This is a genomic window from Alcaligenes faecalis (assembly GCF_009497775.1).
Taxonomy (GTDB): Bacteria; Pseudomonadota; Gammaproteobacteria; order Burkholderiales; family Burkholderiaceae_B; genus Alcaligenes; species Alcaligenes faecalis_D.
In genome coordinates this window covers 3,778,955-3,795,987 of the sequence record NZ_CP031012.1, presented here as the reverse complement: position 1 = coordinate 3,795,987, position 17,033 = coordinate 3,778,955, and the positions used below count along the sequence as shown (strand labels likewise).

The following is a 17,033-nucleotide window of genomic DNA, read 5'->3' as shown; positions in this document are numbered from 1 at the left end:
ACACTCGTTTTTTTGTGGTTAACAATAAATAGAACAATATTGTCAGTGAATATTTAATTTGGATATTTTATTTTTTGCGTCATTGCTTAAATAAAAATCGAAAATAAATATTATCAAATTGCATGGGATTTTATATATATTCCATGTAATTATGGTTTGTAAATCATAGTAACTGGGTGTAATTTTCACCGTTGTTTACTGGTGTGCTGCCTGCGACACGGCTATGTCAGAAGTCGTTGTCCGAAATAGCGTTTTATCAAATATGACTATTCCGTGCTCCGCGGTGACAGGGCAAGTCAGTAAAGATCGAAAGGGTAGGGTGCGTGTCTCAAAATATAGGCAAGGGTGCTAAGGAGTTGGAAGCATCCCGTACGGATATTAGTAAAAGCAATACTGCGTCTGGAGCAATCGCCATTATTGGTATGGCGTTCCGCTTTCCGGGCGACCTGTCGCAGCCCGACCAGTTCTGGAATGCCTTAATTGAAAAGCGTGACCTGGTTACGGAAATCCCTGCGGATCGCTGGGCGACGACTGAATTGCAACACGACAAAAGGTCCGAACCTGGCCGCAGCATCACTTTTTCGGCTGGCGTCTTATCGCGCATCGACGAGTTCGATGCAGACTTTTTTGGCATTTCCCCTCGTGAGGCCGCCTGGCTGGATCCCCAACAGCGTTTGTTGCTGGAGCTGTCCTGGGAGGCCATGGAAAATGCGGGCGTCTTGCCGTCCACCATGGCCGGCAGTGACTGTGCGGTTTATGTCGGCATTTCCGGCCTGGATTACGGCATGCGTGGCCTGGATGATCTGGCCAGCCTGACCGCCCATATGATGACCGGCAATACCATGAGTATTGCGGCCAATCGTCTGTCTTACATCTACGATTTGCACGGACCGTCCATGGCGGTGGATACCGCCTGCTCGTCTTCTTTGGTCGCTTTGCACCAAGCATGTTCAAGCCTGCGCAATGGCGAGGCCTCCACTGCTTTGGTGGGCGGCGTTAATCTGCTGCTGCATCCTTATCCCTTTGTCGGCTTTACCAAAGCCTCGATGTTGTCGGCAGATGGCCGTTGCAAGGCGTTTGATGCAGCCGGTAATGGCTATGTGCGTTCCGAGGGCGGTGCGGTATTGATGCTCAAGCCCTTGGAGCAAGCCCTGGCCGATGGCGATCAAGTACAGGCCGTCATTTTGGCAACCGGCGTGAATGCCGATGGTGCCCGCAAGACCGGCATTACCATTCCCAGCTGTCAGGGACAAATTGAGTTGATGCGTTCCGTGCTGGAGCGCAGTGGCCTGACTGCGGGTGAGGTGGACTTTGTAGAGGCCCACGGTACTGGTACTGCAGTTGGTGATCCTATTGAAACCACCGCGATCAGTGCGGTGTATGGCAAATCACGCGAACAGCGCTTGCCTATTGGTTCAGTCAAGGCGAACTTGGGGCATATGGAATCGGCCTCCGGCATGGCCGGTTTGGTCAAAACGGTGCTGGCTTTGCAGCATCAGGCCTTGCCACCTGCTTTGCACTTGAAGACCCCTAATCCTGCCATTGATTTTGATGGCTTGAATCTGGAGCTGCTGCCCCAGGGCCGCGAACTGCAGCGCAACGATGGCAAGCCTTTGGTTGCGGGTCTTAATTCTTTTGGCTTTGGTGGTGCCAACGCCCACGTCCTGTTGCAGGCTCCTGTCGCGACAACAAGCCAATCGGTGACACTGCCGAACGCGGGTTTGCCACCTTTGGTCTTGTCGGCCAAAACGGAAGCCGCCCTGCGCGAGCAGGCGGGTAATTATGCTGACTTGCTGAACGGCAAGACAGATCAAGATTTTTACGATGTCAGTTACGCTGTCGCTCACCGTCGCCAGACCTTGGCTCGTGGTTTGATCATTCAGCCCGAAACGGTTGCAGAAGGCGTGGCGCAATTGCGTGCTTACGCGCAAGGCCAGACTCCTCAAGGTCTGCAAACTGTAGATGCCCTGAGCAAAGAAGGCCAACTGGCCTTTGTCTACGCCGGTAACGGAGCACAGTGGCTGGGCATGGGCGTGACCTTGTTGCGCGAGTCCCCTCGTTTCGCGGCTTTGCTGTCCGAACTGGATGCCATGATGAAGCCCTTGGCGGGTTTCTCGCTGCTGGAGCAACTGCAGGCCGAGCCAGCTGCTTCTCGCATGGATGACACCACAGTCGCTCAGCCTTTGCTGTTTGCCGTACAGGTTATTGCGACGCGCATGCTGCGCGAAGATGGTATTGAACCCGATGCCGTGGCTGGCCACAGTGTGGGCGAGATCGCTGCCGCCTGGGCGGCCGGAGCCCTGAATCTGGAACAAGCCATACGCGTGATTTGTGCCCGTAGTCAGGCTCAAGGTCTGACTCGTGGCCAAGGTCGGATGGCTGTTATTGGTCTGTCGCTGGAAGCGGTGAGTACTTTGCTGGAAGGCTTGGGTGCAGACTTGGGCGTGAATGTGGCGGGTGTGAACAGCCCCTCCAATATCACTTTGTCCGGCAGTCTGGAAGGCTTGCAACGTATTCAGTCTGCTCTGGAAGGCCAAAGCGTTTTCTTCCGTCTGCTGGATCTGGATTACGCCTTTCACAGCCCCTATATGGATGGCTTGTTGCCGCATCTGGAAAAGAGCCTGGGCGATTTGCAGCCCGGCCAACAGGCACCACAAGCCCGTTTTGTTTCGACCGTTACGGGTGAAGAACTGTCCCCGCAAGAGCTGGGCGTGGATTACTGGTGGCGCAATATTCGCGAGCCCGTGCAGTTCGAGCAGGCCATTGCCTGCCTGGCTAAACAGGGCTGCCGCGTGTTTCTGGAAATTGGCCCGCACGCCATTTTGCAGCGCTATATCCGTGAAACCCTGACTCAGCATGATGTTCAGGGTGTGGTGCTGTCCAGTCTGCGCAAGCATGACGACGGCCCGCAGCGTCTGGCCGATACGGCTTTGCATACTTTGGCCTTGTTGCCGACCCAATTGAAAGCCCGTTTCCCCGTGGCTGGCAATCCAGTGGATCTGCCTGTCTATCCATGGCAGCGTGAGCGCCACTGGTACAAGTCCAGCACTGAAGGAATGCATTCTATCGAGCGCCGCCGTGTGCATGATTTGTTGGGCTGGCGTTTGCCTGATAGCGATATCAGCTGGGAAAACGTGTTGGACCCGGTGATTTTGCCTTGGCTGGCTGACCACAAAGTGGGCGGAGCCATGGTGTATCCGGGCGCCGCTTACCTGGAAATGGCTTTAGCCGCAGCCCGTGAGTGGCTGGGCGAAGCCCTGATCCTGGTGGACGAGCTGGATATTCTGGCTCCGCTGGTTTTTGACGGTGAACATGCCCGCAGCCTGCGTTTTGTGTTGAGCCCGCGCGATGGCAGCTTTCATATCAAGAGCCGCCAGCGCCTGAGCCAGGACGAGTGGGTGGTACACGCCAGTGGTCGCATTCTGGCCTCGGATGAACGTATGCCTATGGCGGAGCTCTCGCCTTTGGCCTCGGCTGAATTGCAGATTGACCGCGATCGACACTATCGTCTGGCGCATTCTCTGGGGCTGGATTACGGTCCGGCCTTCCAGGGTTTGAAAGCCTCGCAGGTTCAAGGTGCTTACCTGAATGCCGAACTGGAGATGCCTGTCAGCCTGGAGCAAGACGGCTATCTGTTGCACCCGGCCTTGATGGACGTGTGCTACCAGTCTTTGGTGGATTTCTTCGCACACGATATTGAAGCAGGCCAAGGCGTCGCCTTGCTGCCTGTGAAAGTAGGCCGCTTTACCTTGTCCACCGAAGGACAGGTGACGCATTTCCGTGCGCATCTGCGTCGTAGCAGCGCCCGTTCGGTACTGGCGGATTTTGAGCTATATGGTGCTGATGGCCGTTTGCTGGCCAGCGCCCAGGCCTGCCGTTTCCGTGCCGCGTATTTCTTGCGTCAGGATCGCCATGCGGTCTCCAACTGGCAAATTACGCCATACCTGCGCCCTCATCCTCGTGATGAGCGAGCCGCTGTTACGCTTGCGCCCGAACAACTGGCCCAAAGCGGTTGGGCAGCACTGGCTGACCAGCAACAAGAACGCGAAACCTGGTTCCAGCAGACTTTGCCTTTGCTGGATGCCTTGAGCCTGTCCTTTATTTATGAAGCCTTCCAGGGCGTAAAACCTTCCGAGCTAAGCGCCGAAGTCTTGAATAGCCCGTATGGCCGCTGGATGAGCGAGCTGCTGCGCGGTGAAGAGCTGCTGCAAGAGGGCGAAGGCTACCAAGTGGTGGACCAGGCCGACATGCCTCCTGCCCAGGACCTGTGGCGCACGATTTTGCAGGATTCGCCTAGCAGCTTGCCGCAACTGACCCAGATTGGTTCGGTTGGCAGCCAACTGCCCGCCTTGTTGCGTGGTGAGCTTTCGGGTGAAAAACTGCTGGCCTCCTTGCGCCGTTCCCCGGTGGTTGAAGTGTTGTATGACGATGACCCCATGTATCTGGGTGTACGTCTGGCACTGGAAGCCCAGTTGCGAGAACTGGCTACGAACCTGCCTGCTTCCCAGCGCCTGCGCGTGCTGGAAGTAGCCGTAGGCCCTAGTGACCTGCCCAAGACTTTGGCAGCTTGCCTGTCCGAAGACCAGTTTGAGTATGTCCTGGCCTTGCCGGATGCTGATTTGCAGGCCCGCCAGGCGACGCAACATCATGCGCTGGCCAATGTGCGGGTTGTCGGTTTTGATCTGCAAGAGTGGCAACTGGAGCAGGCCGACAATACACAATTTGATGTCGTGATTCTGCGTCACAGCCTGCACCGTACCGTGCATGTGCCGCCTGCCTTGCTGCGTAGCAAGCAGTGGCTGGCAAGCGGTGGCGTCTTGCTGCTGGCCGAGTGTCACCCTGACTGGCATGCAGATTTTCTGTCCGGCCTGGACCAAAGCTGGTGGCACACTGCTGGTGAGTCGCAATCCTCCTCTTTGTTGTCGCCTGAAGGCTGGCATCAGGCTTTGGAACAAGCGGGTTTTGAGCAGGTGCAAACTGCGCAAGAGCCTGCTGCTCTGGAGTTGAGCGAAGGTGCTTACTTGCTTCTGGCCAGCGCCGCGACAAAGCCAGCGAGTCAAAACCAGGACGTCGTCGCTGCAGCGAAATGGCTGTTGTTGTTTGATGAGGCTTCCCAAGTTCAAGCTCATTCTTTACAGGCCCGTTTGGAAGCCGCTGGCCAAATGGTCAGCGCTCAAACCCGGCCACTCAGTGCCGATGCTTTGGCTGATGAAAGCACGCTGAACGTGGTGCAGATGCTGGGTTGGGCTGACACTGCCGCTGCCGTCAGCGAGACCAGCGCGCAACTGCTGAACCTGACTCAAAGCCTGTCTGCCCGTACTGCTGCAAGCCGCTTGTTCCTGGTGACGCAAGGTGGTGCCTTGCCTGCGATGGCAGAGGAATTGGATTGGGCGGTGAATCCAGCCCAGTCGGCTTTGTGGGGCTTTGGCCGTGTCGTGATGAACGAGCTGCCTGCCTTGTCCTGCACCTTGATTGATCTGGCCGGTGATGTGAGTGTCAGCGATGTTGCACAGCGTCTGGAACTGGAGTTGCTGTGGCCAGATAACGCAACCGAAATTGTCCTGTCTCAAGATGCACGCCATACCTTGGTGTTGGAAGAGGCCACTCCGGCAGCGGCTGCTCAGCTAAGCCAGGATGCCTGCTTCAAGCTGGACTTCCAGGTGCCTGGACAACTGCGCAATCTGGAATGGCAAGCTGTTCAGGCGCCCAAGCTGGCGGCGGATCAGGTTGAAGTCCGTACCATGGCAGCGGGCCTGAACTTCCGTGACGTGATGTATTTGATGGGCTTGTTGCCGGACGAAGCCGTAGAAAACGGTTTTGCCGGTGCTAGTCTGGGCCTGGAGTTCTCGGGCGTGGTTACACGGGTTGGTGCTGATGTCACCCACTTGGCTGTAGGCCAGCCGGTGATGGGTTTTGGTTCCTCCTGCTTTGCCAGCCATGTGGTGACACGTGCGGATGCGATCGCTCCCATGCCTGAAGGCTGGGATTTTGAAGCGGCCGCAACCGTTCCCACTGTGTTCTTCACGGTGTACTACGCCCTGACGCACTTGGCTCATATCCAGCCCGGTGAAAAAGTTCTGATCCACGGCGCCGCAGGTGGCGTGGGGATTGCTGCAATTCAGTTGGCTCGCCATTTGGGCGCTGAAATCTATGCCACCGCTGGCACGGACGAGAAACGCGTATTCGCCTCCTTGCTGGGCGCTGATCATGTGTTCGATTCGCGCAGCTTGAGCTTTGCTCAGGACGTGATGGATGCCACTGGCGGTGAAGGTGTAGACGTGGTGCTGAACTCGCTGGCAGGTGAGGCCATGCGCCGCAGTCTGGATGTCTTGAGCCCATTTGGCCGCTTCCTGGAGCTGGGCAAGCGTGACTTCTTCGAGAACACGCCGATTGGTCTGCGCCCCTTCAAGAGCAATATCAGCTACTTCGGTATTGATGCCGACCAGTTGCTGACAGGACGCCCAGCTCTGGCGGGGCGTTTGTTCAAGGAAGTCATGGAGCTGTTCCATGATGGTGCGCTGTTCCCACTGCCTTACCGTAGCTTCGGTGCCGAGCATGTGGTTGATGCATTCCGCGCCATGCAACAGGCTCGTCACATCGGCAAGCTGGTGGTGTCCTTGAAGGATGCCCAGCCCCACTTGCTCACAAAGCAAATAGCGGCCCCGATCGACTTGTCTGGACAAGGCACGTGGCTGGTAACGGGCGGTTTGTCTGGTTTCGGTTTGGCTTCAGCCCAATGGCTGGTCAAGCGTGGCGTGCGTTCTCTGGTTCTGGCGGGTCGTCGTGGTGCCGATACCCCTGGTGCACAAGAGCTGCTGGAGCAGTTCCAGGCACAAGGCTGTCGTGTGCAAATCGTGGCGTGTGATGTTACGGATTCCGCAGCGGTGCAAGCTGTTGTTGCGCAGATTCAGACGGGTGATAGCCCACTGACCGGCGTGCTGCATGCTGCCGCCGTGTTTGATGATCGTCTGATCGCCAATATGGATCAGGACAGTTTGAACAAGGTGCTGCAAACCAAGTTGGTAGGGGCATGGAATCTGCACCTGGCCACTCAGGATTTGAAGCTGTCTCACTTCGTGCTGTATTCCTCGGTGACGACCTCTATTGGTAACCCCGGACAGGCGAACTATGTAGCCGCCAATGCGGGCCTGGAAGGTCTGACGCGCTTGCGTCAGAACCTGGGTCTGGCGGCTTCTTGCATTGCCTGGGGGCCGATTGGCGACGCAGGTTACCTGACGCGTAATGAAACCGTGAAGGACAGCTTGGGCAAACGTCTGGGCAAAGCGCCTTTGCAGTCCGATCAGGCTCTGGATCAACTGGATCGCGTCCTGGCCGTCAATGGTGAAGTGTCCATCGTGGCCAACTTCGACTGGAATGCCTTGGCCCGCTTGCTGGCTTCGGCTCAGAGCGAACGCTTTGCCATCTTGAACCGCGCTCGGAAAGATCATGATTCCGGCAGCGATGGCCAGGATATTCACGCCTTGATCGCTGGTAAAACGCCCGAGCAAATTCACGCTTTGGTGGCCGAGTGGGTGGCGCAAGAAGTAGCCAACATTTTGCGCACCGAAGTAGACCGTATTGAAACCCAGCGCTCCTTGCATGATCTGGGCATGGACTCCTTGATGGCTGTGGAATTGGCCTTGGGCTTGGAGCAACGCTTTGGCGTGCAGTTGCCCGCCATGGTACTGAACGATTCTCCCACCGTCTGGAACGTCGCGGCCCGTATTGTGGACAAGCTGACGGCCGGTGGCGAGGACTCGGCAGAGCAGGACGCTGGGCATTTGGTGGCCGATGTCGTACGTCAGCATGGGGACGATATGTCCGAGGCTGATTTGCAAGGCTTGGCGAAAGATGTACAGCGATTGGCAGAAACAGGAACATCACTGATCAATGAGTAAGAACGATCTAGCGCCAGGCAGCAAAGCACAACTGATACAGCGCATTCTGGGACGTAAAACCGGGCAAGCGGCCAGCAATGGCCGCATGGCCGAGTCGTCTGCAAGCCGTCAGGGCGCGGCCAGCCATATTCCGGAGTCCTACACCCGCTTTGACCGCCATCCTGGTTACGAGAAAATGCTGGTGCCCAAGGCCATGGCGGATCGTATGGGCGTGCGTAACCCTTTTTTCCGCAGTCACGACGGTGTGGCCGCTGCGCACACCCGTATCGATGGGCGCGACTATCTGAACTTTGCCAATTACAACTATCTGGGTCTGTCCGCGCACCCCGAAGTGAATGCGGCCGCCAAAGCCGCGATGGACCAGTACGGTACATCGGCCTCGGCCAGCCGTTTGGTAGCGGGCGAGCGCCGTGTGCAGCGTGAGCTGGAAGAAGAGCTGGCGCAGAACTACGAGGTGGATGATTGCGTGGTTTTTGTCAGTGGACACGCCACCAACGTCAGCACCATTGGTTACTTGTTCGGTCCCAAGGATCTGGTGATTCACGATAGCCTGATCCACAACAGTATTTTGCAAGGCATCCAGTTATCGGGTGCCGCCCGCCGTTCCTTCCCTCACAACGATAGCGCCGCTCTGGAGCGCATTCTGGCTGATATTCGTGGCCAGTTCGAGCGTGTGCTGATTGTGATCGAAGGCTTGTACAGCATGGATGGCGACATCCCGAATCTGCCTGCATTTATTGACATAAAACAGCGCTATAAAGCGTTTTTGATGGTCGATGAAGCTCACGCCCTGGGCGTGCTGGGCAAGACGGGTCGCGGCTCGCACGAACATTTTGGTGTGGCAGGCCGTGATGTCGATATCTGGATGGGCACCTTGAGCAAGACCCTGGCAAGCTGCGGCGGCTATATCGCTGGCGACCGCGCGCTGGTGGAGCTGCTCAAGTACGCTGCCTCCGGTTTTGTGTACAGCGTGGGGATTTCACCCGTGCTGGCGGCTGCTTCGCTGAAAGCCCTGCAGATCATGCGCCGGGAACCCGAGCGTGTGCATACCTTGCAAGAGCGTGGCAGTCAGTTTCTGAATTCGATGCGCTCGATGGGAGTCAATACCGGCTTTGCCCAAGGCTATGCCGTCATTCCCGCGATTACAGGTAGTTCACTTAAAGCAGTCAAACTGTCCGGCCAGTTGTTTGATGCCGGTCTGAATGTGCAACCCATTATCCATCCTGCGGTGGAAGAAAAAGCCGCGCGTCTGCGCTTTTTCCTGTCCTCCACGCATAGCCAGGATGACATAGACCTGGCGTGTGAAACCGTTCACACGCTCATGAAGAAATAAGCATGGCTCAATTACTACACAAAGCAGTTAGCAAGATTGCAGCAATGGGACGGCCTGTCATGGCCAGCGCCCTGGTCGCTTTACTGGCCGGATGTGCCACGATGCCCGACTGGATGCCTGCAGACGGCCCCAGCCGCCAGCAAGTGCAGGAACGACGTGAAGGCCGTATCGAAGGCATCACCCTGGTCAACGTGACCGATGAGCTGACCAAGAAGCTGGCCGCTAAAAAACGCATGGGCGACTTTGCAGCCCAGTTCCCCAGCACGGGCTCGAACAACTACCTGATTGGCCCTGGCGATGTGTTGGAAGTGTCAGTGTGGGAAGCGCCACCGGCCATGTTGTTTGGCAGCATTTCCTTGGATCCCAAGGCGACTGCAGCAACAACCAACGCTGTTTCTTTCCCTCAGCAAATGGTGACACCAGACGGCATGATCAGCATGCCTTTTGCGGGCCGTATTGCCGTCAAGGGCCGCAATACCCAACAGATTGAAGAAAGCATTGCCAAGCGTTTGCAGGGCAAGGCCAATAATCCTCAAGTGCTGGTGCGAGTCATTCAGAACAACACCTCTAACGTGACCGTGGTGGGTGAAGTCAATCAAAGCACCTTGATGGCTTTGACACCGAAAGGCGAACGCCTGCTGGATGCCTTGGCAGCTGGTGGTGGCGTCAAGCAAGCGGTGAACCGGATTGCCATTCAGCTCTCGCGTGAGATGAATACATCGACCATGGCGCTGGATACGATCATTCGTAATCCGAACCAGAACATCATGCTGAAACCGGGCGATGTAATCACTGCCCTGTATCAGAACCAGAGCTTCTCCATTTTGGGTGCAACCGGCAAGAACGAAGAAATTCCGTTTGAAGCCCAAGGTATCTCCTTGGTGCAGGCCCTGGCCCGTTCGGGTGGCCTGGATACGTCACGAGCCGATGCTCGCGGTGTTTTTGTCTTCCGTTTTGAGGATGCCGCGCTGGTGGACGGTGCCCCTGAATCGACTCTGCTGGACAAGAAGGGTGTCGTACCCGTGGTGTACGAGATTGACCTGCGCGACCCGGCTTCTTTCTTTGTTACCCAGAACTTCCCGGTGCAGGATAAGGACGTGATTTACGTGTCCAACTCGCCAGCGGCTGAGTTCCAGAAGTTCTTGCGTCTAGTGGTGTCGGTGGCTGTGCCTAGTACGACGTTGAACAGAATGGTGAATTGATGAGCTTTATGCCGGAAATCAAACTCTTCAACCGAGGCGGGCATGAGTAATCAGGTACGCAGCCCCATGGCCGTTACCTGGTCGGTCTGGCGTGCGCTGTTTCTGCGTGAAGCTTTGGATCGTCTGTTTGATATGCGTGCGGCGTGGTTCTGGCTCTTGATGGAGCCGGTGCTGCATATCAGCTTTGTCACCTTTATCTTTACAGTGATTCGCTTACGTACGGTCGGTGGTATCGATGTCACGATCTGGATTGTGGTGGGGATGCTGGCGTTCTTTTCTTTCCGACGAACGGCAATACAGGTGATGTATGCCGCAGATAGTAATAAGCCTTTGTTTGCTTATCGACAGGTCAAGCCGTTTGATACGGCTATTGCCCGTGGAGCGTTAGAGGCCTTTTTGATGATTCTGGTCTCTGCGGTCATTCTTACTGGCGTTGCGTTGTTAGGGCACGATATACGCCCGGATGATTCGATTCAAGTTCTTGTCACCATGTTTGGCTTGTGGCTGTTCGGAGTGGGCTACGGCCTAGTGGCTTCGGTGCTCATGGCGCTTGTTCGGGAGACCGAGCATATTTTGAAAATTTTGATGATGCCTTTGTATTTGGTTTCAGGTGTCATTATGCCGATCTCTGCCGTCCCGCAGCCGTATCAGGACTTATTGTTATTAAACCCCTTGGTGCATGGCTTAGAGCTGGTGCGTCAAGGCTTTGCCACTTATTACCACGCTGTGCCAGGCGTGAGTATGGCTTATCTGTACGCTTGGGGCGTAACTAGTCTGTTTCTTGGCTTGGTGTTGTATCGCCGCTTTGCGTTGCAGCTGGTGATGAAATGATCATTGTTAACGATATCTACAAGCGCTACAAAACTGCCCATGGTGTCGGCAAGTGGGTGTTGGAAGGGGTGAACTTAACGATACCTCCTAAGGTGAATGTTGGGCTGATTGGCTCTAATGGTGCAGGCAAATCCACTTTATTGCGCTTGATCGGTGGGGTTGATCATCCCAATAAAGGTTCTGTGCAGCGTTTGTGTCGCGTGTCCTGGCCTATGGGTAATGGTGGCCTGGAAGGAACGTTGACCGGCCGGCAGAATGCAAAATTTGTCTGCCGAGTGCATGGGCATCAAGAGGACCTGGTTGATCGCCTGGCTTTCATCAAAGACTTTTCTGAGCTTGGGCAAGCGTTTGAAGAGCCGGTCTATACCTATTCGTCCGGTATGCGCTCTCGCCTTCAGTTTGCTTTGTCTTTTGCCTTTAATTTTGATGTGTATATCTCTGACGAGGTTACTGCAGCAGGGGACGCTGCTTTTCGAAAAAAAGCTGCAGAGGCCTTCAAAACAATGACTAATCGTGCGGGCCTGATCATGGTGGCTCACGATAACAAAACTTTAAAACAATTCTGCCAGGCTGGTGTCTGGCTGTATCAAGGAAAAGCGCATTGGTTCGATGAGATTGATGATGCGCTTCGTGCCTACAAGGATTCAATTCCCAAATGACAGATACACCTCAAGCTTCTACTTCGGCCAGTGTTGCTTCCGCTCAGTCTTCGCCGCAACAGACTGGTTTTTTGGCGCGTGTGCGTTCCTGGTTTTCTCTGCGTTTATTTGACTACGCAGTGAACCTGATCTTGATTTTGGCTGTTCTGACCTCGGCATATTGGTTGATTTTTGCTTCTGATCGTTATGTGTCCGAGGCGAATGTGATCATTCGCAAAACTGACTCGGTGGGCGCTCCCTCTTTTGATCTGGGGATGCTGGTTTCAGGCGTAGCCCATGCTGATCGCGCAAATCAGTTGCTATTGCGCGATTACTTGCTGTCTGTAGACATGCTTAAGAAGCTGGATAAACAGCTGGATTTGCGTACGCATTTTAGTGATTCGTCTCATGATTTGATTTCACGCATGTGGTTTCAGGATGCATCGCTGGAATGGTTCTATCGGCATTATTTGTCACGTGTGCAAGTTGAGTTTGATGAGTTCGCTGGCGTCCTGCGTATCAAGGTCCAAGCCTATGACGCTGAGACCAGCCAGGCAATTGCACAGACGCTGGTGCAGGAAGGGGAGCGGTATATGAACCTGCTGGGCCATGAAATGGCCCAGGTGCAGGTTGATTTTCTAACCACTCAGGTCGATCAGGCTCAGCAACGCTTCCAGCAAGCGAGTCAGGCTTTGTTGAATTATCAGAACGAGGCTGGTTTGCTGTCGCCTCAGGCGACCGCAGACAGCATTAATGCCATCGTGGCGAGCTTGGAGTCTCAGCGCGCTCAGTTACAGACGCAGTTGGCCTCTTTGCCCAAGTCCCTGGATCGGGACCATCCCAATATCGTTTTGCTTAAGCAGTCACTCAATGCTGTAGACAAACAGATAAAGCAGGAAAAGCTTAAGTTGGCCACACCGTCAGGCGGGACACTGAATAGTTATGTTGAAGAGTTTCATCGCTTGCAAATGGATGTGCAGTTCACACAGGAGCTTTATAAGTCTTCGTTGGTCGCTCTTGAGAAAGGGCGGATCGACGCTACTCGCATGCTGGAAAAAGTGTCGGTGCTGCAGACCGCAACCTTGGCTGAGTATCCAATGGAGCCACGTCGTGTCTATAACACCATCATTACTTTGTTGCTGGCTCTGATGCTGGCCGGGATTCTGAAGCTGCTCAAGAGCATTGTTCTGGATCACGTAGATTAAAAATAATTGTAGGAGAGCACTTATGACAGTCTCGACTGCCGCTCAGCCAGATCTACTTACTAATAAGCAAAAAAATATGAGTTCGCGCAATTTGCAGGAAGAGAATCGTTTGTTGTTTGATCAGTTGCAGCTCGTGCAAGAGGAGCTGGAGCGCCGACATTCTCAGACATTGACGCAGTCTGCCGTTGTAGCTGAGCACGCTATGTCGACTACGATTATTCAGTTGGCACCAGTAGATGAACGTTTGATTGATACGCACGCAGAAAACTTGCGTTGCCAGGCCTTGTTGACTGCACAAAGTGAAGTGCATGCGTTGCAGTCCAAATATGCCTTGGCGGGACAGTTGGGCGCAATCTTGATTGATGGTAGCCGTTCGGCTGGTGCAATGCTTTCTGTGCCCAAGCGTCTCCATAAAGCTTGGCGTCAAAATCGTCAGGAGGCGGTACCAGCCTCATTAGGCGGCAAAACCTTTGACAAGGTCATTGAAGCCTATAAGGAGGGGGGAGAGTCCGTCGTTGAGTCTTTGCTAGGGCGAGCTGCCGTATCTGTGGCTTTGCAGGCTAGCGCATGGACGGCGTTGGCCCGTACGCAGATGGCAGTTGCTCCGGAGCTTGCTGCCACGATGGCCCGGCGAGCGTTTGGGCTGGAGCCCAAGCCATTTCGACAAAAATGGTTGGCATTCCGTTTACATGAGGCGGGCGCCCTGCTGGAGGCGGAGGCCTTGCTGACCTTACTGCCGGCAGATATCAAGTTCAGTGAGTCTGAAGTTCGTCAGGCGGATCGCTTGAAGATTGAATCAAAGCGTTCTCGTTTTAGCCTGGCACGAGATTTTTATACCCATACGGAACAGCAGGAAAAACTTCAGCATCAATGGCAGGAATTGGCAAAGTCTCGGGATCAGTTAAGTGCTCAGCTTGTTCAGCTCCAGTCGCAGTTGGCATTGATACAAAATGAGACTGCAGCATTAAAGACAGAGCAAGACACCAAGAGCAGGGCGGTTACGGAGTTCCGTACTCGTTGTGAAACGTTGCAAGCAGAGCTTGTGCTTGCCCATAAAGAGCGAGATCAACGCAGTGCTCTGCTTAGCCAGGAGCAAGTACGCAGTAAAACTCTGGAGTCTTCATTGCGTGACCTCAAGCAATTGCATCAAGAGCAGAAGGACTTGGCTGCACAATGGTTTGAGCAAGGTGTTTCCTTGCAGGCAGGTATTGCCGAGTTGACCCAACAACGCGATGAGTTGGCTTCGCTTGTCTCAGAACAGAAGGAAGAGTGCGCCGAGCTTGAGGCCAAACTGGTAGCAGATGGGGAAACAGGGCAAAAGCAGGTAATGCAGATGCATGAACAATATTCTGCTTTGCAGGCCTCGCTTCATTCCATTCAGCAAGAGTATGAGATAGCCGATGCTTTGGCCAGAGAGCGGCTGGAGCACGGTGAGTCACTACAAGCTGCACTTGTTGCGCTTGAGCATGAGCATGATGCTTTGAAGCAGGGGTTGGCTTTAGAGAACAGTGCTTTGCAGGAACGTATTGCCGAGATGGCCCAGCATAGCCAGGAACTGGAAGCCCAGGTTAAGCAAGAGCAACTCAAGCGCGATGAATTGCAGCAGGAGCTGCGTGATCTGGGACGCTTGAGGGACGAGCAGGCAAAGTTGGCTGCGCAAAGGCAGGGTGAGCTTTTGCAGCAGGCTCGGGACCACCACTCTCTTGAAAAATCCAAGATGGAATTGGAGGTCCGTCAACAAGAGCTGGAGCGCTTGTTGGCTGTACATACGGCACGTGAGACAGAGCACCTGCAAAATCTTAGAGATCAGGTTCAGACTTTTGCTGCTCAGCAACCCGCCCTGGAGGTAAAGGTAGCGGATTTGTTGAAACAACAAGCAAAAAGCCAGGCCGAAGAACTGCTGCGCGTGCACTCTGAGCAAATGCAAAGTATCAAGGATCAAGCGCAAGTGCTGGCAGCTCAACAGCCTGCTCTTGAAACTGCTGTGGCTGCCTTGATGAAGAAGCAAGCGGAGCAGCAATCCAAACAGCAGACTGACGAGTTGCTGCGAGTGCGTCGCTATCTTGAAAATCTGATTAAAAGCAATAGTGCCAATACAACTCGTCAAGTTCAGTCTTTTATTGGCATGCAGGAGTATTTGGCAACAGGTAGCCTGCCTGCCTTTAATAGCCAAAGCCATAGCTGGCCTGTTTCTTCGGACTTTGCCTTGTTTTTGATGCAACGTGTTGTGCTTGAACAATACGACTTGATCGTGGAATTTGGCTCCGGCATGTCTACAGTTCTGCTTGCAAAAACCTTGGCTACGGTAGCAGAGCGAACGGGAAATAAAGCTCCCCGTTTTGTGTCTTTCGATCATCTGGAACGTTATTACCAGCAGACTAAAGATCATTTGGATCAAGCCGGGTTTGGCGATTCTGTTGATTTGGTTTTAGCACCTTTGACGGAATGGAAGGGGGCGGATGGCGAGACACAGGCTTATTACGATTGCCGCAAAAAATTAAGTGATCTTGCTCGTAGCAAGAGTCCAGTTTTTAAACGCATTTTGGTCATTGTCGATGGGCCTCCTGCTTCGACGGGACCGCGTGCGCGCTATCCGGCTGGACCGATTGTTGCTGATAGCTTTCCCAAGGCTCATATCGATTTTGTTCTGGATGACTATATCCGTGAGGATGAAAAGGAAACGGCACAGCGTTGGCTTTCTGAGTTGAAGCTGACCGAGGTGCCTGGAGCTTTGACGGAATACAAGTTCGAGAAAGACGCCTGTTTGATAACTGTTCACCCTAAAGACACAAAGTAAGTTTATGAAGATTTTGACTGTATTTGGCACACGACCGGAGGCCATCAAAATGGCTCCGGTGGTTAAAGCGCTGGCTGCGGACCCTGCATTTGATGCACGTGTTTGCGTGACGGGGCAACACCGTCAGATGCTGGATCAGGTTTTGGATATTTTTTCGATCAAACCTGATTTTGACCTGAATTTGATGAAGCCTGGCCAGGATCTTTACGACATTACCAGCAACGTGTTGCTGGGTATGCGTGATGTCTACAGGCAATGGCAGCCTGACATGATTTTGGTGCATGGTGATACCACCACCACCATGGCTGCGGCCCTATCGGCATATTACGCCAAGGTTAAGGTCGGGCACGTGGAAGCGGGTTTGCGTACGCATAACAAGTACTCGCCTTGGCCGGAAGAAATGAACCGTCGCCAGGCAGGGGTGATGGCTGATGTGCACTTTGCTCCGACAGAGCAATCGCAATCGCACTTGCTGCGTGAGGGTGTGGACCCCAAGACAGTACATATTACGGGCAATACCGTAATTGATGCGTTGTTGGATGTGGCGGCTCGTGTTCGCCAGGACTCGGAATTGCGTCGTCGTTTTGAAGCGCAATTTTCTTTTATTAATCCAGCCAAACGCCTGGTTCTAGTGACGGGGCATCGTCGCGAAAACTTCGGCTCTGGCTTTGAAAACATCTGCCTGGCTTTGCGCCAGATTGCCTCCCGTGGCGATGTGCAGGTGGTGTATCCAGTGCACTTGAATCCAAATGTTCAGGAACCAGTACGTCGTATCTTATCCGACGTTTCCGACGTTCATTTGATCGAACCACTGGATTATTTGCCCTTTGTTTACCTGATGGATCGTTGTGACCTTTTGGTCACCGACTCCGGGGGCATTCAGGAAGAAGCGCCTTCTTTGGGCAAGCCGGTATTGGTGATGCGAGACACTACCGAGCGTCCTGAAGCTGTGGATGCTGGAACTGTGCGTTTGGTGGGTACAGACACCCAAGCCATTGTCAGCGCTGCCATGCAGTTGCTGGATAACTCTGCTGAGTATGAGCGTATGGCACGGGCACATAACCCCTATGGTGACGGCAAGGCCGCTACCCGCATTAGTGAAATTTTAAAAACTTTGATCTATTGATTC

The 17,033-nt window shown here is 54.2% G+C and carries 8 protein-coding genes; all 8 read left to right on the top strand.

Features of this window, described 5'->3' with window-relative positions; all coding sequences use genetic code 11:
• The first annotated feature begins 323 nt into the window (after nucleotides 1-323).
• From DUD43_RS17375 to wecB, 8 genes are read left to right on the top strand one after another with little or no spacing between them, the layout of a single operon-like run.
• A complete protein-coding gene (locus DUD43_RS17375) occupies nucleotides 324-7,898 on the top strand; it encodes a type I polyketide synthase (protein WP_228125840.1) in 7,575 nt (2,524 codons plus the stop codon).
• A complete protein-coding gene (locus DUD43_RS17370; RefSeq protein ID WP_153231263.1) occupies nucleotides 7,891-9,231 on the top strand; it encodes an aminotransferase class I/II-fold pyridoxal phosphate-dependent enzyme in 1,341 nt (446 codons plus the stop codon). Before DUD43_RS17375 ends, DUD43_RS17370 begins: the two co-directional genes overlap by 8 nt.
• 2 nt (nucleotides 9,232-9,233) lie before the next feature.
• Nucleotides 9,234-10,433, top strand: coding sequence for a polysaccharide biosynthesis/export family protein (locus tag DUD43_RS17365; protein WP_228125839.1), 1,200 nt, complete (start codon nucleotides 9,234-9,236; stop codon nucleotides 10,431-10,433).
• A 42-nt stretch (nucleotides 10,434-10,475) separates the two neighbouring features.
• Complete coding sequence (locus DUD43_RS17360) at nucleotides 10,476-11,264, top strand: ABC transporter permease (RefSeq protein WP_153231262.1); 789 nt, start codon at nucleotides 10,476-10,478, stop codon at nucleotides 11,262-11,264.
• A complete protein-coding gene (locus tag DUD43_RS17355) occupies nucleotides 11,261-11,923 on the top strand; it encodes an ABC transporter ATP-binding protein (protein ID WP_109089245.1) in 663 nt (220 codons plus the stop codon). The genes DUD43_RS17360 and DUD43_RS17355 overlap by 4 nt, the downstream gene beginning before the upstream one ends.
• Nucleotides 11,920-13,107, top strand: coding sequence for a chain-length determining protein (locus DUD43_RS17350; RefSeq protein ID WP_228125838.1), 1,188 nt, complete (start codon nucleotides 11,920-11,922; stop codon nucleotides 13,105-13,107). The genes DUD43_RS17355 and DUD43_RS17350 overlap by 4 nt, the downstream gene beginning before the upstream one ends.
• Nucleotides 13,108-13,129: 22 nt before the next feature.
• A complete protein-coding gene (locus tag DUD43_RS17345) occupies nucleotides 13,130-15,904 on the top strand; it encodes a hypothetical protein (RefSeq protein WP_153231261.1) in 2,775 nt (924 codons plus the stop codon).
• Nucleotides 15,905-15,908: 4 nt separating this feature from the next.
• Entirely contained in the window at nucleotides 15,909-17,030 is a 1,122-nt protein-coding gene (gene wecB, locus DUD43_RS17340) for a non-hydrolyzing UDP-N-acetylglucosamine 2-epimerase (RefSeq protein WP_153231260.1), read from the top strand.
• Nucleotides 17,031-17,033: the final 3 nt, after the last annotated feature.

Excerpts from the sequence above, each read along its gene's own strand:
- DUD43_RS17370 (WP_153231263.1), top strand. The coding sequence starts at position 7,891 with ATGAGTAAGAACGATCTAGCGCCAGGCAGCAAAGCACAACTGATACAG.
- DUD43_RS17365 (WP_228125839.1), top strand. The coding sequence starts at position 9,234 with ATGGCTCAATTACTACACAAAGCAGTTAGCAAGATTGCAGCAATGGGA.
- DUD43_RS17360 (WP_153231262.1), top strand. The coding sequence starts at position 10,476 with ATGAGTAATCAGGTACGCAGCCCCATGGCCGTTACCTGGTCGGTCTGG.
- DUD43_RS17355 (WP_109089245.1), top strand. The coding sequence starts at position 11,261 with ATGATCATTGTTAACGATATCTACAAGCGCTACAAAACTGCCCATGGT.
- DUD43_RS17350 (WP_228125838.1), top strand. The coding sequence starts at position 11,920 with ATGACAGATACACCTCAAGCTTCTACTTCGGCCAGTGTTGCTTCCGCT.
- DUD43_RS17345 (WP_153231261.1), top strand. The coding sequence starts at position 13,130 with ATGACAGTCTCGACTGCCGCTCAGCCAGATCTACTTACTAATAAGCAA.
- wecB (WP_153231260.1), top strand. The coding sequence starts at position 15,909 with ATGAAGATTTTGACTGTATTTGGCACACGACCGGAGGCCATCAAAATG.